Source organism: Paeniroseomonas aquatica (assembly GCF_030409335.1).
Taxonomy (GTDB): domain Bacteria; phylum Pseudomonadota; class Alphaproteobacteria; order Acetobacterales; family Acetobacteraceae; genus Belnapia; species Belnapia aquatica.
The window spans coordinates 1-21,885 of record NZ_JAUFPN010000027.1; the positions used below are offsets into that span (position 1 = coordinate 1).

Annotated in this window: 20 protein-coding genes; 7 read left to right on the forward strand and 13 right to left on the reverse strand. The window is 72.7% G+C overall.

What is annotated here, in order from left to right:
* The coding region (locus QWZ14_RS02900; protein ID WP_408903615.1) for an MORN repeat-containing protein at positions 1 to 841 on the forward strand (841 nt) is incomplete at its 5' end.
* A 25-nt stretch (positions 842 to 866) separates the two neighbouring features.
* Here QWZ14_RS02900 and QWZ14_RS02905 read toward each other — a convergent pair.
* From QWZ14_RS02905 to QWZ14_RS02920, 4 genes are all read right to left on the reverse strand, one after another.
* Positions 867 to 2,303 carry a serine/threonine protein kinase gene (locus QWZ14_RS02905; protein WP_290315065.1) on the reverse strand — a complete coding sequence of 479 codons (1,437 nt, stop codon included), beginning with the start codon at positions 2,301 to 2,303 and terminating at the stop codon, positions 867 to 869.
* A gap of 2 nt (positions 2,304 to 2,305) precedes the next feature.
* Positions 2,306 to 3,046, reverse strand: a complete 741-nt coding sequence (locus QWZ14_RS02910; RefSeq protein WP_290315066.1) for a metallophosphoesterase family protein — start codon at positions 3,044 to 3,046, stop codon at positions 2,306 to 2,308.
* Positions 3,047 to 3,112: 66 nt separating this feature from the next.
* Complete coding sequence (locus QWZ14_RS02915; RefSeq protein ID WP_290315067.1) at positions 3,113 to 4,447, reverse strand: LLM class flavin-dependent oxidoreductase; 1,335 nt, start codon at positions 4,445 to 4,447, stop codon at positions 3,113 to 3,115.
* Entirely contained in the window at positions 4,444 to 5,820 is a 1,377-nt protein-coding gene (locus QWZ14_RS02920; protein WP_290315068.1) for an NtaA/DmoA family FMN-dependent monooxygenase, read from the reverse strand. The genes QWZ14_RS02915 and QWZ14_RS02920 overlap by 4 nt, the downstream gene beginning before the upstream one ends.
* A 116-nt stretch (positions 5,821 to 5,936) precedes the next feature.
* Between QWZ14_RS02920 and QWZ14_RS02925 the strand changes: the two genes are divergently transcribed.
* Positions 5,937 to 6,677, forward strand: coding sequence for an aldolase (locus QWZ14_RS02925; protein WP_290315069.1), 741 nt, complete (start codon positions 5,937 to 5,939; stop codon positions 6,675 to 6,677).
* Here the strand turns inward: QWZ14_RS02925 and QWZ14_RS02930 are convergent.
* The 4 genes from QWZ14_RS02930 to QWZ14_RS02945 all read right to left on the reverse strand — a co-directional run bounded on the left by QWZ14_RS02930 (position 6,674) and on the right by QWZ14_RS02945 (position 11,630).
* Positions 6,674 to 8,398 (reverse strand): ABC transporter permease subunit, encoded by a 1,725-nt coding sequence (locus QWZ14_RS02930; RefSeq protein ID WP_290315070.1) that lies wholly within the window; start codon positions 8,396 to 8,398, stop codon positions 6,674 to 6,676. The two genes, QWZ14_RS02925 and QWZ14_RS02930, sit on opposite strands and share 4 nt — an antisense overlap.
* Entirely contained in the window at positions 8,395 to 9,483 is a 1,089-nt protein-coding gene (locus QWZ14_RS02935; RefSeq protein WP_290315071.1) for an ABC transporter ATP-binding protein, read from the reverse strand. Before QWZ14_RS02935 ends, QWZ14_RS02930 begins: the two co-directional genes overlap by 4 nt.
* Positions 9,426 to 10,469 carry an ABC transporter substrate-binding protein gene (locus QWZ14_RS02940; RefSeq protein WP_290315072.1) on the reverse strand — a complete coding sequence of 348 codons (1,044 nt, stop codon included), beginning with the start codon at positions 10,467 to 10,469 and terminating at the stop codon, positions 9,426 to 9,428. The genes QWZ14_RS02935 and QWZ14_RS02940 overlap by 58 nt, the downstream gene beginning before the upstream one ends.
* Before the next feature lie 96 nt (positions 10,470 to 10,565).
* Positions 10,566 to 11,630, reverse strand: coding sequence for a hypothetical protein (locus QWZ14_RS02945; protein ID WP_290315073.1), 1,065 nt, complete (start codon positions 11,628 to 11,630; stop codon positions 10,566 to 10,568).
* A gap of 88 nt (positions 11,631 to 11,718) precedes the next feature.
* On the opposite strand from QWZ14_RS02945, the gene QWZ14_RS02950 reads away from it, so the two are divergent.
* The 4 genes from QWZ14_RS02950 (at position 11,719) to QWZ14_RS02965 (ending at position 15,611) form a co-directional block, all read left to right on the forward strand.
* A complete protein-coding gene (locus QWZ14_RS02950; RefSeq protein WP_290315074.1) occupies positions 11,719 to 12,765 on the forward strand; it encodes an MBL fold metallo-hydrolase in 1,047 nt (348 codons plus the stop codon).
* Entirely contained in the window at positions 12,765 to 14,054 is a 1,290-nt protein-coding gene (locus QWZ14_RS02955; protein WP_290315075.1) for a flavin monoamine oxidase family protein, read from the forward strand. Before QWZ14_RS02950 ends, QWZ14_RS02955 begins: the two co-directional genes overlap by 1 nt.
* Positions 14,051 to 15,295, forward strand: coding sequence for a M20/M25/M40 family metallo-hydrolase (locus QWZ14_RS02960; RefSeq protein ID WP_290315076.1), 1,245 nt, complete (start codon positions 14,051 to 14,053; stop codon positions 15,293 to 15,295). The genes QWZ14_RS02955 and QWZ14_RS02960 overlap by 4 nt, the downstream gene beginning before the upstream one ends.
* A gap of 85 nt (positions 15,296 to 15,380) precedes the next feature.
* The gene (locus tag QWZ14_RS02965; RefSeq protein ID WP_290315077.1) at positions 15,381 to 15,611 is read left to right on the forward strand and encodes a hypothetical protein; all 231 of its coding nucleotides are present in this window, start codon (positions 15,381 to 15,383) and stop codon (positions 15,609 to 15,611) included.
* Positions 15,612 to 15,634: 23 nt separating this feature from the next.
* On the opposite strand, the gene QWZ14_RS02970 is transcribed toward QWZ14_RS02965, so the two are convergent.
* The 3 genes from QWZ14_RS02970 to QWZ14_RS02980 all read right to left on the reverse strand — a co-directional run bounded on the left by QWZ14_RS02970 (position 15,635) and on the right by QWZ14_RS02980 (position 18,178).
* The gene (locus tag QWZ14_RS02970; protein WP_290315078.1) at positions 15,635 to 16,597 is read right to left on the reverse strand and encodes a Bug family tripartite tricarboxylate transporter substrate binding protein; all 963 of its coding nucleotides are present in this window, start codon (positions 16,595 to 16,597) and stop codon (positions 15,635 to 15,637) included.
* Between the two features lie 74 nt (positions 16,598 to 16,671).
* Positions 16,672 to 17,481, reverse strand: a complete 810-nt coding sequence (modA, locus tag QWZ14_RS02975) for a molybdate ABC transporter substrate-binding protein (protein ID WP_290315079.1) — start codon at positions 17,479 to 17,481, stop codon at positions 16,672 to 16,674.
* Positions 17,482 to 17,557: 76 nt separating this feature from the next.
* Positions 17,558 to 18,178: a pyridoxamine 5'-phosphate oxidase family protein gene (locus tag QWZ14_RS02980; protein ID WP_290315080.1), complete on the reverse strand. Its 621-nt coding sequence runs from the start codon at positions 18,176 to 18,178 to the stop codon at positions 17,558 to 17,560.
* Between the two features lie 106 nt (positions 18,179 to 18,284).
* On the opposite strand from QWZ14_RS02980, the gene QWZ14_RS02985 reads away from it, so the two are divergent.
* On the forward strand, positions 18,285 to 19,166 hold the full coding sequence (locus QWZ14_RS02985) for a LysR substrate-binding domain-containing protein (protein WP_290315081.1): 882 nt from the start codon (positions 18,285 to 18,287) through the stop codon (positions 19,164 to 19,166).
* A gap of 37 nt (positions 19,167 to 19,203) precedes the next feature.
* Here the strand turns inward: QWZ14_RS02985 and QWZ14_RS02990 are convergent, their stop codons facing one another.
* Both QWZ14_RS02990 and QWZ14_RS02995 read right to left on the reverse strand, forming a co-directional pair.
* Positions 19,204 to 19,563, reverse strand: coding sequence for a winged helix-turn-helix domain-containing protein (locus QWZ14_RS02990; protein WP_290315082.1), 360 nt, complete (start codon positions 19,561 to 19,563; stop codon positions 19,204 to 19,206).
* A gap of 48 nt (positions 19,564 to 19,611) precedes the next feature.
* Positions 19,612 to 21,786, reverse strand: a complete 2,175-nt coding sequence (locus QWZ14_RS02995) for a malate synthase G (protein WP_290315083.1) — start codon at positions 21,784 to 21,786, stop codon at positions 19,612 to 19,614.
* Positions 21,787 to 21,885: the final 99 nt, after the last annotated feature.

Here is a 21,885-nt window from a genome sequence, read left to right on the forward strand (position 1 = left end):
GCCGCGGCTGCCGCGGCCGCCGGCGCCCCGCGCCGCCCCCCGGCCGGCTCCGAAGGCCGCGGCCGGCCTGGTCGCCGATGCGCGCTCCCGCTGCCAGGCCTGGGTGCCGGGCCTGGCGCCGGACGAGGCGGTCGAGTGGTCCGGCCCCTGCCGCAACGGCCTGGCCCATGGCATGGGCGAGCTGCTGCGGCGCCAGGGCGAGGCGGTGGTCAGCGTCACCCAGGGCCGCTTCGCCGAGGGCCGGGCGGAAGGGCCCGCCACCGTCGCCCTGGCCGGCGGCGGCTTCCTCGAGGCCGAGTTCAGCGCAGGCCAGGCCAGCGCCGGCAGCATCCGCTACGGCGATGCCAGCCTCTACCAGGGCGAGCTGCGCGACCTCCTGCCGGACGGCCAGGGCTCGCGGTCCTGGCCGCGCGGGGCGCGGTACGACGGCCAGTGGGTCGCCGGGCAGCGCTCGGGCGAGGGCCGCCAGCAGGATGCCGCCGGGGTCTATGAAGGGCAGTGGCGCCACGACCGCCGCCACGGCGAGGGCGTCCAGACCTATCCGGGCGGCGACCGCTACGAGGGCGCTTGGCGCGACGACCAGCGCAGCGGCCGCGGCACCATGCAGTGGTCGGGCGGGGTGTACGAGGGCGAGTGGCGCCACGACCGGCGCAACGGCACCGGCAGCGAGACCTACCGCAGCGGCAGCCGCTACCTCGGGCAGTTCGTCGACGACCTGCCGAGCGGCGCCGGCACGCTGGTCGCGCCCGGCGGCAGGCCGCAGCCGGGCCAGGTGGCGGGCGGCTGCTTCATCGCCGGCGGCCGCAGCCAGCGCATCCTGCCCGGCCCCGGCGCCTGCTGAGGCCCAGCGGGCGCCAGGTCCGGCGCTACGCCGGGTGCCGGGGCGGCGGGGGCTCGGCCGGCACGCCGCGCTGGCCGGGGCGCACCACCGTCACCGTGCAGGGCGCCTTCTCCGCCACCTCGCCGGAGACGCTGCCGAGCAGCTTCCGCCGCAGGCTGCCGGTCCGGGCGCCGAGCACCACGTGGTCCACCGGATTCTGCCGGAGGTAGTCGAGCAGCGCATCGGCCGGGCTCACCGCCTCCAGCACGTGGAAGGTCACCCGGGCCTCCGCCAGGCCGAGCGGCGCCGCCCAATGCCGCAGCTCCGCCAGCCGCTGCAGGTGCTTGTTGTGCCCCTCCGGGTCGAGGCTCTGGTCGGGCGCGATGCGGTTCTGCCGCAGCACGTTGAGGCAGGCGAGCCGGGCCCCCGGCACCGTCGCCAGGACATGGCCGACGGTGGCGCGCAGCGCCTCGGCCAGGGCCGGCGGCTGGTCCGTCAGATCGATGGCGACGGCGATGATCGGCGCCGCCGCCAGGGCGCCGGCGAGGCTCGGCCGGCGTAGCTGCGGCTGCCAGGCCGGGTTGAAGCGCCGGCGCAGCACCGCCGCCCAGCCGTCCCGCCGCAGCTTCGCCGCCCGCGCCGTCAGCGGCACCTGCTCGGGATGCCGCAGGGCGAAGGCGAGCTGCGCCGCGCTGGCGTAGCGGCTGCGGGGCTCCACCTCGAGGCAGCGCAGGATGACCTCCTGCAGCCAGGGCGGGCAGTCCGGCCGCAGCGCCCGCGGCGGCACCGGGTCCCGCCACAGCCGGCGCCTGAGGTTGGCCAGCCGCTGCGGGTCGCCGAAGGGCCGCACGCCGGTGGTGAAGAAGGCCAGCATGGCGCCCAGCGCGAAGAGGTCGCTGGCGGGTTCGTCGCGGATCCGCATCACCTGCTCCGGCGCCATGTAGGGCGCGGTGCCGTAGGGCAGGCGGAATTCCTCCTCCATCAGGTCGGGCAGCTGGTCGTGCCGGGACAGGCCGAAATCGACCAGCACCGCCACGCCGTCCGGCCGCAGGATGACGTTGGAGGGCTTGAGGTCGAGGTGCACCACATGCTGGCGATGCACGGCATCGAGCGCCGTCGCCACGGCGATGCCGGTCTCGACCACCTCCTCGATCGGCCGCGGCAGCGCCTCCAGCCGGCCGTACAGGGAGGCGCCGGGCACCCGCTCCATGACGATGTAGGGCTGGCGGGTGAAGTCGCCGATGGCGATGCAGCGCGGCACGTGCGGGCCGCTGAGCCGGGGCAGGATCATCTGCTCCATCTCGAAGCTGACGATGGTCGCCGGGTCCTCGCCCTCGAAGAGCCGCGGCAGCTTCATCAGCAGCGGGCCGGGATGGTCGGGATGGGTCACCGACCAGAGCAGCGCCATGCTGCCGTGGTGCACCACCGTCTCCAGGGTGAAGCCGTCGATGGTGGTGGCCGGCGCGAGCCGCGGGCGGACCATGGTCAGTGGCCGCCGTAGAGCCGGGTCGCCAGCATCTCCGGCAGCCCGGCCGCCAGGATGGCCGCCGCCGCGCCCGCCACGTCATAGGGCACCCGGTGCCAGGCCAGCTCCTGGCTTTCGGTATCGAAGACGGCGTAGCAGGCGGCCGGATTGCCGTCCCGCGGCTGCCCCACCGCCCCCAGCACCGCCAGCCAGCGCCGCGGCCGCCGCAGCGGCACCGGCACGGCGGAGACCGGGTGGAAGGCCATCAGCTTCTCGGCGGCGGTGATGCCGAAGAGGCGGGGGATATGGGTATGGCCGCAGAAGGTCAGCCGCTGGTCGGTCGCCTCCAGGCTGCGCCGGGCATCATCCGCGTCCAGCACGTAGTGCCAGCGCTGCGGCGCCGAGGCCTCGGCATGGACATAGAGCCGGTCCTCCTCCTCCACCGCCAGCGGCAGGGCGCCGAGGAAGTCGAGCGCCGGTGCGCCCAGCCGCTGCCGGGTCCAGAGCATCGCGACGGTGGCCGCCGCGTTCAGGTCGCCCTGGCCGGCCAGCACCGCCTCGTCGTGGTTGCCGAGCAGGGCGATGGCGCCCCGGCCCACCATCTCCCGCACCCGGTCCACCACCCAGTCCGGATCGGCGCCATAGCCGACCAGATCGCCGAGGATGGCATAGCGGTCGGGTGCCAAGCCCTCGGCATGGGCCAGGCAGGCCTCGAAGGCCTGGCGGTTGCCGTGGATGTCGCTCATCAGCGCGATACGCATGCCGCCGTCCCTCCCTTTGCCGGGATATCAGCACGGATCGGGGCTCCGCAGTTTGCGCTGGCTCAGTCAGGCCGCATATCGGCTCGGCGCCGGCGGCAGGCCGAGGCGGGTGCGGAGGGTGCTGCCATCGTAGCCGGCCGGGCGCAGCCCGCGCCGCTGCAGTTCCGGGATGACCAGCTCGACGAAATCCGCAGTATCGACCGGGATGCAGGGGCCCTGGATGTTGAAGCCATCGGCCGCGCCGGTGGTGAACCATTCCTCCATCACGTCGGCGACCATGGCCGGGGTGCCGACCACCCCGAGGTGCCAGAAGCCGCCCGAGACCGCCTCGTACAGCTGGCGGATGGTCATCCCCTCGCGCCGCATCCTCTCCATCAGCGGGCTGGAGAAGAAGCTCTTCTGCCCCGGCGCCGCGGCGATGTCGGGCACCGGCCCGTCGATGTCATGGCCGCGGTAGTCGGGGAAGTTGTTCACCGCCAGCAGGCCGAGGCCGAGCTTCGGCTCGATGAGCGCCTGCATCCTATCGAACTTGTCCTGCGCTTCCTGCCTGGTGCGGCCGACGAAGGGCATGATGCCCGGCATCATCTTGACCTGGTCTGGCGTGCGGCCGTATTTCGCCAGCCGCCCCTTGATCGCGGCGTAGTAGGCCCGGGCGCCCTCGATATCTGGCTGCCCGCCATAGACCACGTCGCTGCAGCGGGCGGAGAATTCCATCGCATTCTCGCTGTCCCCCGCGGTGAAGATCGGCAGATGCCCCTGCGGCGGCCGCGCCACGTCGAGCGGCCCGCGGATCTTGAAGTGCTTCCCCACATGGTTGAGGTAATGCAGCTTCGCCCGGTCCCAGAACTGCCCCGTCGCCTTGTCGCGCGGGAAGGCGTCGTCGTCCCAACTGTCCTCGAGGCCCTTCATGACGTCGACGAATTCGATCGCGCGCTCATGCCGGTGGTCGGAGCCCAGCACCGCATCGAGGCCGAAATTCCGCGCCTCGTCGATGGAGAAGCCGGTGACGAGATTGGCCCCCGCCCGTCCGCCGCTCATGTGGTCCAGCGAGGTGAGCCAGCGCGTCAGGTTGAACGGGTCATTGTAGGTGGTGGAGACGGTGGGCACGAGCCCGACATGCTTCGTCACCGCGCTCAGCGCCGCCAGCAGCGCCACCGGCTCATGCTTGACGATCTGGTGCTCCATCTCCCGGGCAATGGCGGGGTTGTCGAGGTCGCGCACCGCGGCGCTGTCGGCGAGGAAGATCGCATCGAAGCCGCCCTGCTCGGCCAGCTTCGCGCAATGAACATAGTGGCGGAAATCCATGTTGCCGCCGGCCGGCATGTCGGGATGCCGCCAGGCCGCATAATGATAGCCGAGATTGGCGATCGAGAGCCCGAGGCCCATCATCCCCCGGCTCATGCGACCGCTCCCTGGTAGCGCCCTGCCGGCCGGCCGATGCCGAGGTGGCCGCGGAGCGTCGTCGCCTCGTACTCTCGTCGGTACAGCCCCCGCCGCTGCAGCTCCGGGATCACCAGATCGACGAAATCCTCCGCCGCCCCCGGCATATAGGGCGGCTGCACCATGAAGCCATCGGCGGCGCCCTCGTGGAACCAGCGCTCCATCATGTCGGCGATGCTCTTCGGCGTGCCGATGACGCCGAGGCTCCAGAAGCCGCACATCGCCACGTCGAAGAGCTGGCGCAAGGTCAGCTTCTCCTCCCGCGCCCGGTCCATCAGCGCGATGGTCATCTCCGGCTCCCGCCCCGCCAGCCGGGCGGAGCCGAGATTGTCGGTCCGCATCATCAGCTCCGGCACCGGCTCATCCAGCGGATAGCCGCTCAGGTCGGGGAAGTGGTTCAGGATGAGCTGGCCGATGCCGACCTCGATGTTCATCACATCCTGGATCGCGTCGAACTTGGCCTGCGCCTCGCGCTGCGTCTCGCCCACGTAGCACATGATGCCCGGCATCATCAGCAGGTCGGCCTCGGTGCGGCCGAACCTGCCGAGCCGGCCCTTGACCGAGGCATAGTAGCGCCGCGCCATCTCGAAGCTCGGCTGCCCGCCGTAGCAGATGTCCGCCGCCCGCGCCGCCAGATCCTGCGCATTGGACGAGGCCCCGGCGGTGATGATCGGCAGCCAGCCCTGCGGCGGCCGCGCGGTGTCGAGCGGCCCACGCACCTTGAAATGCTCCCCGGCGTGGTCCAGCCAGTGGAATTTCTCGCGGTCGAAATACTGCCCGCTCGCCTTGTCCCTGATGAAGGCGTCGTCGTCCCAGCTGTCCCAGAGCCCGCGCAGGACGTCCACGAATTCCGCGGCGCGGGAATGCCTGATATCGCTGCCGATCGGCCCGTCGAGGCCGAAGTTCATGGCCTCGTCGATGTTGGTGCTGGTCACCATGTTCCAGCCCATACGGCCGCGGCTGATATGGTCGATACTGGCCATGCGCCGGGCGAAATTATACGGGTGGTTGTAGGTGGTGGAGGCCGTCGGCACCAGGCCCACATGCGTCGTCACCGCGGCGACGGCGGCGCAGGCCAGCACCGGGTCCAGCTTGACCTGGGCATGTTCCTTGTCCCGGGCGATGCGCGTGTCGGTGACGTTCATCACCGAGGCCCAGTCGGCCATGAAGACGAAGTCCATCTTGCCGCGCTCGGCGATGGCCGCGCCGCGCATGTGATGGTTGATGTCCATGCCGCTCAGCGCCGAGACCCCCGGCAGCCGCCAGGCGGAATAGTGGTAGCCGGCGCTGGCGATGGAGAGGCCGAGCTTCATCTGGGGCCGGGTATTCGTCATGGCGGGCCGCCTTCTGTCACCGCCGAACTATGCCCCCGCCGCGCCCGCGCGGGAAGCAGCTTGCTTGACCGCAAGCAGGCCCGCTGACAGGCTTTGCCCGGCATGGAGGCATGGCGATGACCCTTCCGATGGCAGGCAACAACCGGGCCGAGTGGCAGGAATCCCGCGTCGACCTCTCGGCCGCCCTGCGCTGGGCCGCCCGGCTCGGCTTCCATGAAGGCGTCTGCAACCACTTCTCGGTCATGCTGGCGCCCGACCGCTTCCTCATCAACGCCCACCGCATGCATTGGGCCAAGGCGCGGGCGAGCGAGCTGCTGGTGATCGACGACCGCGGCAATACCATCGAGGGGGAGGGGCGTCCCGCCACCACCGGCACCAATATCCACGTGCCGATGCATAAGATGACCGGCCACAAGGTCATCCTCCACACCCACATGCCCCATGCCACGGCGCTCACCTGCATCGAAGGCGGGCGGCTCGAGATGTGCCACCAGAATGCCGGGCGCTTTCACGGGCTGGTCGCCTATGACGACGCCTTCAACGGCTTCGCTTCGGACATGGACGAGGGCACCCGCATGTCCCGCATGATGGGCGACAAGCGCGTGCTCTTCCTCGGCAACCATGGCGTCGTCGTCGCCGGGGAGAGCATCGCCGATGCCTTCGACGACCTCTACTACCTCGAGCGCGCCTGCCAGGTGCAGGTCCTCGCCATGTCCACCGGCCGGCCGCTGCGGCTGATCCCGGAGGCGACGGCGGCAAAGCTCGCCCACTTCTCCACAAGGCACGAGAATGCGCTGCACTTCCTCGCGGCGATCCGCGGGATCCTCGACGAGGAGGAGCCCGCCTACGCCGCCTAGCCGGCGGGCTTCCTGAACCGCTCCGCCGTCACCAGCAGCGCCGTCACCAGCACGAAGACCACGACGGAGACGGCGGCCAGGGTCGGGTTGAGCTGCAGGATCATGTCGTCCCACATCTGCTTCGGCAGGGTGGTGGTGACGCCGCCGCTGACGAAGAGCGCCACGGTGAGGTCATCGAAGGAGGTGATGAAGGCGAAGAGGAAGGCCGCCACCAGCCCGCCCTTCAGCAGCGGGATGGTGATCTGCAGCAGCACCTTCGCCCGCGTCGCGCCCAGGGTCGCCGCCGCCTGGTCCAACCGCCAATCGTAGCCCTTCAGCACCGCCGCCACCGTGACGAAGGTGAAGGGCAGGGCCAGCACCGTATGGCCGAGCACCAGCCCCGCCTCCGTCGCCACCAGCCCCATCTGCGCGAACAGGTAGAAGAGCCCGAGCGCCACCACGATGCGCGGCACGATCATCGGCGCCAGGAACAGCGCGAACATCGCCCCCCGCCAGCGGCTCTCGGACCGTGCCAGCGCCAGCGCCGCGAAGCCCCCCAGCACCACCGCGAGGCAGGCCGTGCCAAACGCCACCACGAATGACCGCACCGTGGCGCCGAGCCAGAGCTCGGAGCCGAAATACACAGCGAACCAACGCAGGCTGTAACCGGGTGGCGGAAAACCGAGGAAGTTGCTGTCGGTGAAGCCCATCGGGATCACCACCAGCGTCGGCGCCCCGAGAAACAGCAGCACCACCGCCGCATGCGCCGGCAGCAGCCAGCCCAGCACCCGCCGCCCGACCAGCCGCTGCATCACCGCGCCGATCGCCACCTGCACCGCCGCCAGCCCGGACAGGATGGCGATGCCCACCGCCCGCAGCGCATCCTGCCCCCGCCGCGGCGCGCCGCTCGCCTGGCCGGAGACGGTCGAAAGCCCGAACAGCCGGTCATAGACCCAGGTCGTCACCAGCGCCGCCGCCAGCATCATCACCGCCAGCGCGCCCGCGAAGCTCCAGTTCATCATCTCCGTGACCTGGGAGATGACGAGCTGCGCCAGCATGGTATCCTTCGGCCCGCCCAGCAGCGCCGGGGTGATGAAGAAGCCGAGCGATGTGATGAAGACCAGCAGCCCCGCCGCCGCCACGCCGGGCAGCGAGAGGTGGAAATGCACCCGCCAGAAGACCTGCCCCGGCGGCGCGCCGAGCGTCCCCGCCGCCCGCGGCAAATGCCGATCTGTCCCGATCATGACAGGCAGCATGGTCAGCACCGCCAGCGGCAGCATCGCATGCACCATGCCGATCATGACGCCGATCCGCCCATGCAGCACTTCCAAGGGCGCATCGATGATCCCGCCCCCCAGCAGCAGCCGGTTCATCACCCCGTTCTGGTCGAGGGTGATCATCCAGGCGAAGGTCTTCACCAGGTAGCTGGTCCAGAAGGGGATCATCACCAGCATGACGAACCAGCCCCGCCGCCCATCTGGCAGCCGCGCCAGCCAATGCGCCAGCGGATAGCCGAGCAGCAGCGCGCCCAAGGTCGTCTGCAGCGCGATGGTGAAGGTGATGCCGAGCACCCGGACATAGACCTCGGTCCCCAGCGCATGCTCGAAATGCTGCAGGGTGAACTCGCCGGTGCCCTCGTTGCGCAGGCTCAGCGCCAGCAGCTGCACCACCGGATAGAGGAAGAAGACCGCCAGGAAGGCAAGCCCCGGAAGCGCATAGAGCGCCGGCCCGAGCCGCCTCACAGCGGCACCAGCACGGCCGCATCGGTCGCCCAATGCGCCTGCACTGCCGTGCCAATCTCCGGCGCCGCCATCCCGGTTGGCAGCCGCAGCACCGCCGTCGTGCCATCCGCCAGGTCGAACAGCAGCCGCGTCTCCGCCCCGGCATAGACCGTCTCGGAGACCACGCCTTCGATGGTATTCTCGCCCGCGCCCAGCCGCAGATGCTCCGGCCGGATCACCAGCGCCGCCGCACCGGCCAGCCGCCCTTCCGGCAGGGCGAAGCGCCCCAGCGGCGTCACCAGCGCATCCCCCTCCACCACGCCGCGCAGCAGGGTCGAGGTGCCGATGAAGCTCGCGGTGAAGGTGGTCCGCGGATGCGCGTAGATCTCCTGCGGCGTGCCCACCTGCTCGATCCGCGCATGGTTCATCAGGCAGATCCGGTCGGAGAGCGCTAAGGCCTCCTCCTGGTCATGCGTGACATAAACGATGGTCGCGCCGGTCTCGCGATGCAGCTTCTTGATCTCGATCTGCATATGCTCGCGCAGCTGCCGGTCGAGCGCGCCGAGCGGCTCATCCATCAGGATGATCGCGGGCTGGTAGACGAAGCAGCGGGCCAGCGCCACGCGCTGCTGCTGCCCGCCCGAGAGCTCCCGCGGAAACCGCGCCGCGAGGTGGCCGAGCTGGACCATCGCCAGCGCCGCCGCCACCCGCTCGCGCACCTCCGCCGCCGGCCGCCCGCGCATCTTCAGCGGGAAGCCGATATTCTCCCCGACGGTCAGATGCGGAAACAGCGCGTAGTTCTGGAAGACCAGCCCGATGTCCCGCTGATGCACCGGCATCGCCGTGCGGTCATGCCCATCGATGAACAGCCGCCCGCCGTCCGGCTCCACCAGCCCGCAGATCACCTGCAGCAGCGTGGTCTTGCCCGAGCCCGACGGCCCGAGGATGGTCATCAACTCGCCGGTCCGCACCTCCAGCGAGACCGGCTCCAGCGCGACGACGGGCCCGTACCGCTTGGCTATGCCGTCGATCCGCAGCTTCGCCTGGCTCAGCGGAGCACCCAGGCGTTGAACCGCTCCGAGGCCGCCGCCCGATTGGCGCTCCACCAGGCATCATCGGCGATCCGCATGACCGCGAGGTTGTCGGGGTGCGTCGGCAGCAGCTTCGCCCGTGCCTCGGGGATGTTCTCATAGGCCTTCAGGTTGGTCGGGCCATAGGCCAGCGTATCGGTATAGGCCGCCTGCCGGGCCGGATCGGCGCAGAAGCGGATGAACTGCCGCACCGTATCTGCCTTGGGCGAGCCGCGCGGGATGCCCCAGCCCTCGATGCCGTAGAGGCCCTGGTTCCAGATGATCTTCGCCGGCGCGCCGCTGTCGATCACCGGCTGCACCCTGCCGTTCCAGGTCGGGATCATCGCCACCTCGCCGGATTGCAGCATCTGCGTCGCCTGCGCCCCGCCGGTCCACCAGGCCGCGATATGCGGCTTGATCTTGTCGAGGCTGCGGAAGGCGCGGTCGAGGTCGAGCGGATAGAGCGCCTCCTTCGCCACCCCATCGGCCAGCAGCGCCTCCTCCAAGGTATCGATCGGGTCCCGCCGCAGCGCCCGCCGCCCGGGGAAGCCGGCCACGTTCCACATATCGGCCCAGGAGGCCGGCACCGGCCCGCCCAGCTTGTCGGTCCGCACCGCCAGCACCGCGGCATAGACATCGGTGCCGAGCCAGAACGGGCTAATCGCCTCCGGCATGATGCCGGGCACATCGGCGGCGGTGAAGCCGATCGGATCCAGCAGGTTCTGCTTGGCCAGGATGTCGCGCGCCGCGGTGGTCAGGATGGAGGCATCCCAGGTGAAGGACTTGGTCTCCACCATGGCGCGGAATTGCGCGGTCGGCTCCGCCGGGCGGGCGACATTGGTCACCTTCACCCCGGTCGCCGCCTCGAAGGGCTTGTAGAAGGCCTTGCCATAGGCCTCGCCGAAGGGGCCGCCGGGATCGGCGACGGTGATGGCGCGGACCTGCGAGAAGCTGCGCTGCGAGATGAACGCCGGCGCCGCCAGGCCAAGCGCCCCGGCGCGCAGGAGAGTCCTTCGATCCATGGTCCCGATCCCCGTTCCTGTCCCACCGGTCTTGCAGGATTTGCGCCAGATGGGATGTGGCGCCAATCGGTGCATCCTGGCACCGAAGCTGGGGCATCAGGAAGCCTGCAACCGTCCGCGCAGCGCCGCCATCGCGATGTGCACCTCCTCGAGGTCGCGCATGGCGAAGCCCTCGGCCAGCGCCGGGCTCAGCGCCCGCAGCCTCTCCCGCAGCGGCCCGGTGTAGCGCACCTGCCCATCCGGCCCGACCACCAGGCCGTTCGCCGCTTCGAAGCTCGCGTTCCAGGCAATGGCCTCCGCCTCGTCCAGGCCCGGGGGCAGGTCGAGATGCAGGGCGCCGCCGTCCCAGCGCACCGGATAGCCGCCCGGCAGCCCTAGCGGCCCCGGCGCATGGCCGCGCGCCGCGCCGCCCGTCGCCATGGCGACCAGCATCGGCACCCCGGCCGCGCCCGAGATCTCGATCGCCGGCGCCGCCGTCAGCGTCACCGCGGCGAAGCGCGCCGCGACATCCGCCACCTCCGCCCCCTCCAGCCAGACCCGCGGCAGCGGCAACCCGGCCCGCGCCCCGGCCGGCCGGCGGAAGGCGCCGATGGTCTGGTAATGAGCCAGCACCGCGACGGGCACCCCCAGCAGCCCGGCGAAGGCCCCCGACAGGATGCCGATATTCCCGACCCCGCAGGCGACCGGCAGCCCCAGCGCCGCGATCATCCCGTTCACCACATCGGGGAAGCAGCAGTTCACGAAAGCCGCATCCGGGCACTCCCGCCGCATCGCCTGCGCCACCCGCACCGAGAGCAGCGCCTGGAACACCGCCGTCGCGCTCAGCCCGCCCTCCGCCACCAGCCGCGCCCAGCCATCCCCGGCGGCGATCACGGCGGAGGTCTGCACCGAGGCCGCCTGCACCACTACATCCGGCCGGTGCGCCGCCAGCACCGGCCCCGCCGCCCCCGGCTCCAGCAGGTCGCACGGCGCGCCGAGGAAGCGGGCAGGGGTCCCGAAGACCGCCGCCCGCGCATTCCCCGCCGTCACCAGCCAGTCCCGCCGCGCCGCGTTGCGTCCGGCGATCACCACCGTCACCGGCGACCGTGCCGTCGCGCCGATGTCGCAGGCGATCCGCCCGGCGAAGGCGCCGGTGCCGAACAGCAGGATGGTTCCGGTCATGCGCGTGTCCTTGCGTCCCACCCCAGCATAGCCCCCATGCCGGCCGGGCGCATCGACAAGCCCTTCACCCCCGCCCTAAGCTTCCCCCATGCCGGACCAGACCCCGCCGCCGCCCTATATCCCGCGTCCCCTGGCCCCCGAGGCCCCGCCACCCGGCGAGATCCGCCAGATCCAGCCCGGCCTGCTGCGCGCCCGCATGCCGCTGCCCTTCGCCCCGGGCCATGTGAACATCTGGTTCCTCGAGCACGACGGCGGCTGGCTCGCGGTCGATACCGCCATCGCCGGCCGCACCACCCGCGCCCTCTGGGACGAGGTGCTGGCCCGGCCGGAACTGGGCGGCCGCCCGCTCACCGCGTTGCTGGTCACCCACTTCCACCCCGACCACATCGGCCTGACCGGCTGGCTCTGCGAGCGCTTCGGCATCCTGCCGATGATGACCCGGATCGAGTGGCTGATGGCCCGCGCCCTCTGGTACGACAGCGGGCCGGACATGATGGCGCAGCAGATCGGCCACTACACCCGCTCGGGCTGCCCGGCCGACTACCTCACCTTCGTCGAGGGCCGCGGCGCGCTGTACCAGCGCTCGGTGGGAGAACTCCCGCGCAGCTTTCACGCGCTGAAGGATGGCCGCGCGGTCACCATCGGCGGCAGCGCATGGCGGGTGATGACCGGCGCCGGCCATTCGCCGGACATGGCGACGCTCTACAGCGCCGAGCGCGGCGTGCTGATCTCCGCCGATCAGATCCTGCCGCGCATCTCCCCCTATATCGGCCTGCATCCCGGCGAGCCCGAGGCCGACCCGCTCGGCGACTTCCTCGCCAGCAACGAGCGCTTCCTCGGACTGCCCGAGGATACGCTGGTCCTGCCCAGCCACGGCGAGCCCTTCCGCACCCTGCACCGCCGGCTCGAGATCCTGGCCGCCCACCATGCCGAGCGCCTCGACACCCTGGCCGAGGCCTGCCGCGAACCCCTGACCGCCTATGAGGCGGCGCAGGTGCTGTTTCCCCGCGCCGCCGGGGAGATGGGCCAGATCGGCTTCACCGTGGGCGAGACCCTGGCGCATCTGCGCCGGCTGCAGCGCCAGGGCCGGCTGGTGATGGACCCGGGCGAGGTGCCGCGCTTCCGGGCCGCCTGATGCTGGACGTCGCCATTATCGGCGCCGGGGCCGCGGGCATCGCCGCCGCCCGGCGCTGCGGCGAGCTCGGCCTCACCTGCCTGGTGCTGGAAGCCGGCGCACGCCCCGGCGGCCGCGCCTTCACCGAGAGCGACAGCCTCGGCGCGCCCTTCGACCACGGCGCCTCCTGGGTGCATGTCGCCGAGCATAACCCGATGACCCCGCTGGCCGCGGCGCTGGGCTTCACCCGCTTCGACGGGCCGCGGCGCCAGCGCGAGATCCTGCTGATCGGCGACCGCCGGGCCACCGCCGAGGAACGCCGCGCCCACGACGCCGCCTGCGACGCCTGGGAAGCGGCCGCCGAGGCCCGCGCCGCCGAGCCCGGCCCCGACATCCCCATCGCCGCCGCCGTGCCGCGGGATGGCCATGGTGGCTCCCCTTGGGCCGCCACCGCCTCCCACTGGCTCGGCAGCATCATCTGCGGCGTCGAGCCGGAGCGGAACAGCCTGCGCGACTACATCGACACCGGCCTCGACGGCGAGAACCCGCAGCTGGCCGAGGGCTTCGGCACCCTGGTCGCCCGACTGGCCGAAGGCCTGCCGATCCGCCTCGCCAGCCCGGTCCGCCGCATCCGCGCCGGCCGGATCATCACGGTGGAGACCGCCGGCGGCGCCATCGAGGCCCGCGCCGCCATCGTCACCGTCTCCACCGGGGTGCTGGCGGCCGGCACCATCGCCTTCGAGCCCGGCCTGCCGCCCGCGGTCGAGGCCGCCATCGCCGGCCTGCCCATGGCGCTGCTGTCGAAGATCGCCCTCCGCGGCGGCGGCCCCGGATCGCCCCTGGGCCTGCCCCCCTTCGCCCGCCTCGGCCGCCAGGTGCAGGGCCCGGCGGACCGCCCGATGTCCTGGATGATCGCCCCCTTCGGCCGCGACCAGGCCATCGGCTTCATCGGCGGCGAGGCCGCCTGGGACCTGTCCCGCCGCGGCCCTGCCGCGGCGGAGGCCGCAGCCCGCGCCGACCTCGCCCGCTTCTTCGGCGCCGAGACTGTCGCCCGCGCCTTCCCGGAACCCGCCGTGGTCACCGACTGGGGCGAGAACCCGCTCTTCCTCGGCGCCTATACCTATGCCCGCGTCGGCCAGGCCGGCGCCCGGAGGCTGCTGGCCGAGGCCGCGCTGGCCGATGGCCGCCTCCGCTTCGCCGGGGAGGCCTGCCATGCCCGCTACGCCGGCACCGTCGGCGGCGCCTGGGCCAGCGGCATCGCCGCGGCGGAGGCGACGGCCGCCACGCTTGCCGGTAGCGTCGCGGCATGACCCGCACGCACTTCGCCGCCCAGGCCGCCGCCTGCCGCGACCGCCTCGTCGCCGCCGCCCAGGCGCTGATCGCCGTCCCGTCGCCCAACCCGCCGGGGGACACCAGCGCCTGCGCCGAGGCCGCCGCGGCGCTGATCCGCGCGATGATCCCCACCGCCGAGGTGACGCTGCACGCGACCTCCGACACGGTCACCAACCTGGTCGCCCGCGTCCATGGCAATGCGCCGGGCCGGCGCATCATCCTCAACGGCCACCTCGACACCTACCCGGTGAACGAGGCGCTGGGCTGGACCGTGCCGCCGCTCGGCGGGCTGGTGCGCGACGGGCGGCTCTATGGCCGCGGCGCCACCGACATGAAGGGCGGCATCGCCGCCTCCATCACCGCCCTGGCGCTGCTCGCCGAGCACCCCGCGCTGTGGCGCGGCGAGGCGGTGCTGACGCTGGCCGGCGACGAGGAATCCATGGGCCCGCTCGGCACCCAATGGCTGCTCGAGAATATCCCGCACGCGGTCGGCGATGCCGTCATCATCGGCGACGCCGGCAGCCCCCGCGTGCTTCGCTTCGGCGAGAAGGGCTTCCTCTGGATCGAGGTGGAGGCCGTGGGCCGCGCCAGCCACGGCGCCCATGTGCACCTCGGCATCAATGCGGTGGACCGCCTCTGCGCCGCGCTCGACGCCGTCCGCGGCCTGCGGGCGCTGCGCCCTGAATCCCCCCCCGCCGTCACCGCCGCCATCGCCGCCGCGAAGCCGATCTCGGAACCCCTCTCCGGCGCCGGCGAGTCGGAAACCCTCTCGAACGTCACCGTCAACATCGGCCGGATCGAGGGCGGCACCTCGCTCAACCTGATGCCGGCCAGCGCCCGCGCCGGCGCCGATATCCGCCTGCCCATCGGCATCTCCTGCGCCACCGCCGAGGCCGCGCTCGCCGCCGCTCTCGCGCCGATCAAGGGCGTCAGCCACCGCATCCTCCGCCGCTTCGAGTCGAGCTTCACCGACCCCGGCCACGAGATCGTCCGCCGCGCCGCCGCCGCGGCGGCCGAGGTGCTGGGCGCGCCCTGCGCGGTCAACATGCGGGTCGGCGGCTCGGATGCCCGGCTGTTCCGCATGGCCGGGCTGCCGACCATCGTCTACGGCCCGACGCCCAATGCCATGGGCGCCGCCGACGAATACGCCCTCATCGAGGAGCTGGTGCAGGTCGCCCGGGTGCAGGCGCTGACCGCGCTCGACTTCCTCGCCGCCTGACCCTGCGGCCGGCGGCAAGGCGCTTTTGCTGGTGGCCGCGGCGGCGGCGGCGCTAGCATCCTTCGCTGCTTCGGAGGATGCCTGCATGTGGCTCGTCGTCGGCCTGCTGCTCGCGGTCGCGGGCGCGATCATCTGGTTCGCTGTCACCCTGCCGGCGGGCGCGCCGGTGCCGCGGCCCCGCACGGTGCCGGACGTCAACAACCAGGCGCTCCTGCGGGCCGAGAGGATGCGTGAGCGGGAGCGCAGGCGGCGGCAGGTCGAGCTGCGCGGCGATGGTGGCGGCGATGGCGGCGGGGGCGGCGACGGCGGCGGATAGGCCTGGTCGCCGGGGGCTGGCCGCTACTCCGGCTCGATCCCGGCGCGGCGGATGATGCCGCCCCATTTCACCCGCTCGCCCTCGGCATAGGCGGCGGTCTGCTCGAGGTCCATGGCCATCGGCTCCACCACCATGTCGCGCAGCGTCGCCAGGACCTCCGGCGCCTGCACCGCCGCCGTCGCCAGCTGGTTGAGCGCGCGCTGCAGCGGCAGCTGCGTGCCGGCGCGCACCGCGAAGCCCCAGAAGCCGCCGGTCTCGAACCCCTCGTAGCTCTCGTTCATGGCGGGGACCTCGGGCAGGGATGGGACCCGCTTCGGCGTCGTCACCGCCAGCGCCCGGAAGGCGCCCGAGCGGAGCTGCGCATCGGCCGCCACCATGTCGAGGAAGACGAAGTGGATGCGGCCGGTGCGGAGGTCGGCCATGGCGGTCGAGAAGCCCTTGTAGGAGACCTCCTCGAAGTCGAGCCCGCCGAGCTGCTTGAACAGCGCCGCCGGGATGCGCGACGAGCCGTTGAACCAGCCGGAATTGAGCTGGCCCGGGTTGGCCCGGATATGGGCGGCCAGCGCCGCGACGCTGCGATGCGGGCTGTCGGCGGGCACCATCAGGCACCCCGCCGATTGCCCGAAGGCGCAGACCACCGAGACGTCGCGGCCGGGATCGAAGGGCGGGTTCTTCAGCAGGAAGGGGCTGGCCGAAAGCGTCGTCGTTGTGCCGAGCAGCAGGGTATGGCCATCCGCCGGCGCGTTCAGCACCGCCAGCACGCCGACCGTGCCGTTGCCGCCCGGCAGGTTCTCGACCGCGAAGGGCTTGCCGGTCGCGGCCTGCAGCTGCCGGCCGATGAGCCGGGCGATGAGGTCGCTCGAGCCGCCGGCGCCGAAGGGGGCGACGATGCGCACCTGCTGGCGCGGATAGGCCGGCGCCTCGGCCCGGGCGCCGCCGGCCACCGCCGCGAGGCCCCATCCCAGCATGGCTCTCCGCTGCATCATCGCCCGCGTCCCCCGCCTGTCCCTGGCCTGGCGGCCAGACTGCGGCCATGGGTCCGGCGGAGCAAGCCCGTCGCTCAGGGCGCCCGCAGGCTGAAGCCGAAGCCCTGCCAGGCGGCGGCCGCGGCCGGGCCGGCGAGGAAGGCCAGCGCCGCCCGCGCCTGCGGAGACGCCTCGGCCCGGCGGGTGACGGCGAAGGGATAGGTGACCGGCGGGTGGCTCTCGGCCGGGAAGGTGCCGAGCACCTGCACGCCGCGGCTGGCCCTGGCGTCGGTCGCATAGACGATGCCGAGCGGCGCCTCGCCACGCTCGACCAGCAGCAGGGCGGAGCGGACGTTGTCGGCGCGGGCGAGCCGGGGGCCGATCGCCTGCCACTGCCCCATCCATTCCAGCGCCGCCTGGGCATAGCGCCCGGCCGGGACATGCGCCGGGTCGCCGGTCGCCAGCCGGCCCCGGCCGAGCAGCGCGGCGAGGTCGGTGCCGCGGCCGAGGGCCAGCGCCGGCTGCGGCGGGCTGGCCGGCGCCACCAGCACCAGCGCATTGCCCAGCGGGCTGATGCGGCTTTCCGGGACGATCAGCTTCCGCTCCGCCAGGTAGTCCATCCAGGGCTCGTCGGCGCTCATGAACAGGTCCGCCGGCGCCCCCTGCTCGATCTGCCGGGCGAGCGCCGAGGAGGCGGCGAAGGAGAAGCGCAGCGGCGGGCTGCCATCGGGGGCACCACCGGGGGCGCCACCGGGGGCAGCAGCGCGCCAGGCCGGCTCCAGCGCCCGCAGCGCATCCTGCAGCGAGGCGGCGGCGAAGACGGTGAGCGGCCGGGCTTCCTCGGCCCGCGGCCGGGCCGGGCGGGCGAGCAGGGTGCCGCCGGCCAGCAGGTGACGGCGATGCATCAGGGCGCTCCCGCAGCGTTATATCCCGCTGGATATAACGAGGCCCCCGGCCGGCGTCCAGCCGGGCCGGCGGCGGCTACCACAGGCTCTGCCGGGCCCGCGCGGCCCAGCTGCGGTCATAGGCCTCGCCGCCCACCTCGCCCTGGCTCATCGCCGCCAGGATCTGCCCGGGCGTCGGCAGGGTGGCGGGGTCGACGTGGCTTTCCGCCTGCCACAGCCCCGAGCGGATCAGGGCGCGGGCGCACTGGAAATAGACCTCCTCCACCGTCACCATCAGGACGCAGCGCGGCGCCTGGCCGCCGACGGCGAAGGAGTCGAGCAGCGCCGGCGCCGTCTCCAGCACCGCCCGGCCATTGACCCGCATCGTGTTGCCGATGCCGGGGATGAGGAACAGCAGCCCGACCCGCGGGTCCCGCACGATGTTGCGCAGGCTGTCCACCCGGTTGTTGCCGCGGCGGTCCGGCAGCAGCAGCCGCCGCGGGTCGGCCACCCGGACGAAGCCCGGCCGGTCGCCGCGCGGGGAGCAGTCCAGCCCCTCCGGCCCCACCGTCGCCAGGGCGAGGAAGGGCGCCGCCTCGATGAAGCGGCGGTACTCCGGGGTCACGTGGTCGGCCACCTTGGCGGTGGAGGCCGGTGCCACCGCGCCGGGGCCGCCGTAGCGGGCCTCGAGCTCGGCGATGCTTCGGATGATGCTCATGCGGGTGACCTCCGGTGGCGCAGGCCCCGGCGATAGCCCCGGCACCCGGGCGGGCGCCATCGACTTGCGCTGGCCGATCGGTGAGTATTCCTCACCGAGGAGCCGCATGCGCCGACCGCTTCCCCCGCTCTCGTCCCTCCGGGCCTTCGAGGCCACCGCCCGGCTGGGCTCGGTGACCCGGGCCGCGGCGGAGCTGGGCCGCACCCATGGCGCGGTCAGCCGGCAGCTCCGCGCCCTGCAGCAGGAGGCGGGCGTGCCGCTGTTCGACAAGGCCGGCACCGGCCTCCGCCTCAATGCCCGGGGCGAGGCGCTGCGCGCGGTGGTGGCGCGCGCGCTCGACGGGCTGGCGCAGGGCTGGATGCAGCTGCGGGACGAAGCCCGCGGCCCGGCGGTGCATGTCGCCTGCAGCGCGACCTTCGCCATGCGCTGGCTGGTGCCGCGGCTGCCGGCCTTCTACCGGGCGCAGCCGGAGGTGCGGCTGCGGCTGTCCATGACCACGGCGCGGGAGCTGCGGCACGAGGGCGCCGACCTGGTGATCGCCTGGGACCGCAGCGGCTTCCCGGCCGCGGAGCGGGCGCGGGCGATCCCGCTCGGGCCGGTCGCCTTCGGCCCGGTCTGCCCGCCGGGCTACGGGCTGGAGGTCGCCGCCACCCGGCTGCGGCTGCCGGTGCGCATCACCCATGAGCATACCACCCGCGCCTGGGAGCTCTGGCAGGCCGGCGCCGGCCTCGGCGTCGAGGCGGGGCGCGAGCTGAGCTTCCCGCATACCCACCTCTGCATTGAGGCGGCCCTGGCCGGCCTCGGCGTCGCCCTGGTCGAGCGCCGGCTGGTCCGGGAGGAGCTCGCTGCCGGCCGGCTGGAGGCGCCCTGCAGCTTCGTCGACTTCCCCGAGGGGCTGGCGGCGGTGCCGACCTCGGACCGCGCCGCCGCCCCGGCCGCGGCCGCCTTCCTCGCCTGGCTGCGGCAGAGCCTGGAGGCGGCCGGCTAGGCCTCCATCGGATCGAACTTTGCTCCGGGCGACCAGCCTAGCGCCGCCCGGCGGCGGGCGCCGGCCCGGCGTGGTGCTGGGCGGCGGCCTCCACCGCGCGGTAGCGGGCGATCAGCGCATGGCCCGCCGCGGTCAGCGCGGCGCCGCCGCCCCGCTGCCCGCCGGGCGCCCGGGTGACCACGGCGACGCCGAGGGCGGCATCCAGCGCCTCCACCAGCTTCCAGGCGCGGGGGTAGGACATGTCGAGCGCCCGGGCGGCGCCGGCGATGGAGCCGGTCCGGCCGATGGCCTCGAGCAGGGCGATCTTGCCCGGCCCCACCCGGGCGCCGGAGGCCAGGTCGAGGCGGAGGCTGACGCGGACCGGCAGCAGCGCGGCATCGGGCGCGGGATCGGGCACGATCCCATCGCCGCCCACCGCGGCGCCGCCGTCGGCCCGGGTGCCGCCTCAGGCCGCCTTGGCCTCGCGCCGCCGCTCGGTCAGGACGAACTCGGTATAGCCGTTGGGCTGCGCCGCGCCCTGGAAGACCAGGTCGCAGGCCGCCTTGAAGGCGACGCCGTCGAAGCCGGGCGCCATCGGCGTGTAGAGCGGGTCGCCGGCGTTCTGGCCGTCGACCACCTTCGCCATGCGCTTCAGCGTCTCCATCACCTGCGCCTCGGTGGTGATGCCGTGCTTCAGCCAGTTGGCGATGTGCTGGGCGGAGATGCGCAGCGTGGCCCGGTCCTCCATCAGCCCGACGTTGTTGATGTCCGGCACCTTGGAGCAGCCGACGCCCTGGTCGATCCAGCGCACGACGTAGCCGAGGATGCCCTGGGCGTTGTTGTCGAGCTCGGCCTGCACCGCATCGGCCGGCCAGTTGGTGTCGGTCGCCAGCGGGATGGTGAGGATATCCTCGAGCTTCGCGCGGCGGCCGCCCCGGACGATCTCCTCCTGCCGGGCGGCGACATCGATCTCGTGGTAGTGCAGCGCATGCAGCGTCGCGGCCGTCGGGGAGGGGACCCAGGCGGTATTGGCGCCGGCCTTCGGGTGCCCGACCTTCTGCACCAGCATGTCGGCCATGGCGTCGGGCGCCGCCCACATGCCCTTGCCGATCTGCGCCCGGCCGCGCAGGCCGCACATCAGCCCGACGTCGACGTTCCAGTCCTCGTAGGCCTTGATCCAGGCCGCGCCCCGCATGTCGCCCTTGCGCAGCACCGCGCCGGCCGCCATCGCGGTATGGATCTCGTCGCCGGTGCGGTCGAGGAAGCCGGTGTTGATGAAGGCGACGCGGTCGCGCGCGGCGCGGATGCACTCGGCCAGGTTCACCGTGGTGCGGCGTTCCTCGTCCATGATGCCCATCTTGAGCGTCGCGCGCGGCAGGCCGAAGGCATCCTCGACCCGGCCGAACAGCTCGTTCGCCCAGGCCACTTCCTCCGGCCCATGCATCTTCGGCTTGACGATATAGACGCTGCCGGCGCGGCTGTTCAGCTTCTTCACCCGCAGGTCGTGCAGCGCGATGGCCACCGAGCACATCGCATCGAGGATGGTCTCCGGCGTCTGTTCAGGTCCCTTTGGGCCATCCAGCGTCACCACGTCGGTCATCATGTGGTGGCCGACGTTGCGCACCAGCATGACCGAGCGGCCATGCAGGGTGATGGCGCCGCCCGAGGGCTGCAGGTAGCTGCGGTCCGGGTTCAGCTTGCGGACGAGGGTCCGGCCGCCCTTCTCGAAGCTGGCTTCCAGGGTGCCGTTCATCAGGCCGAGCCAGTTGCGGTAGACCTCGACCTTGTCCGTGGCATCGATGGCGGCGACGCTGTCCTCGAAGTCGACGATGGTGGTGACGGCGCTCTCGAGCACCAGGTCGGCGATGCCGGCCGGGTCGTCCTTGCCGATCGGGTGGTCACGGTCGATCACCAGCTCGGCATGCAACCCGTTGTGGGCGAACAGCAGCAGGCTCGGCGCCGAGGGCTCGCCCTGGTAGCCGATGCACTGGCCGGGCCGCGCCAGGCCCACGGTGGTGCCGTCCTGCAGGGTGACGGCCAGGGCGCCGGCGACGATGGCGTAGAATTTCGCCTTGGCATGGGAGGCGCCACCGGCCAGCGGGGCAATGCCGTCCAGCCGGGCCCGGGCGAATTCGATGACCTTCCTGCCGCGCGCCGGGTTGAAACCGCGGCCGCGGGCCGCGCCATCCGCATCGGAAATCGCGTCGGTGCCATAGAGCGCATCGTACAGGCTGCCCCAGCGGGCATTGGCGGCATTCAGCGCATAGCGGGCATTGGAGACGGGCACGACCAGCTGCGGCCCGGCGACATGGCCGAACTCGGCATCGACGTTGGTGGTGCCGACCTGGAAGGCCGGGCCTTCCGGCACGAGGTAGCCGATCTCCCGCAGCATGGCGGTATAGGCGGCGGCATCCACCGGCTTCGCCGGATGCGCGAGGTGCCAGGCATCGATCTTCGCCTGCAACGCGTCACGCTTGGCCAGCAGCGCGGCGTTGCGCGGGGCGAGGTCGCGCAGGATGGCGGCGTAGGAGCCCCAGAACCGCTCCGGCGTCACGCCGGTGCCCGGCAGCGCCTCATGGTCCAGGAAGTCGCGCAATTCGCGCGCCACGCCCAGCCCTGCAACCTCAACCCGATCCGCCATGGTTGGCCTCCCTTGTTCCCCGGCCAGCGGGGCATGGGGGGCTACCTAGGCGGAAACCGCTGTGCCGCAAAGGGGGTTGCGGCGCCGGGGGCGGCGGCC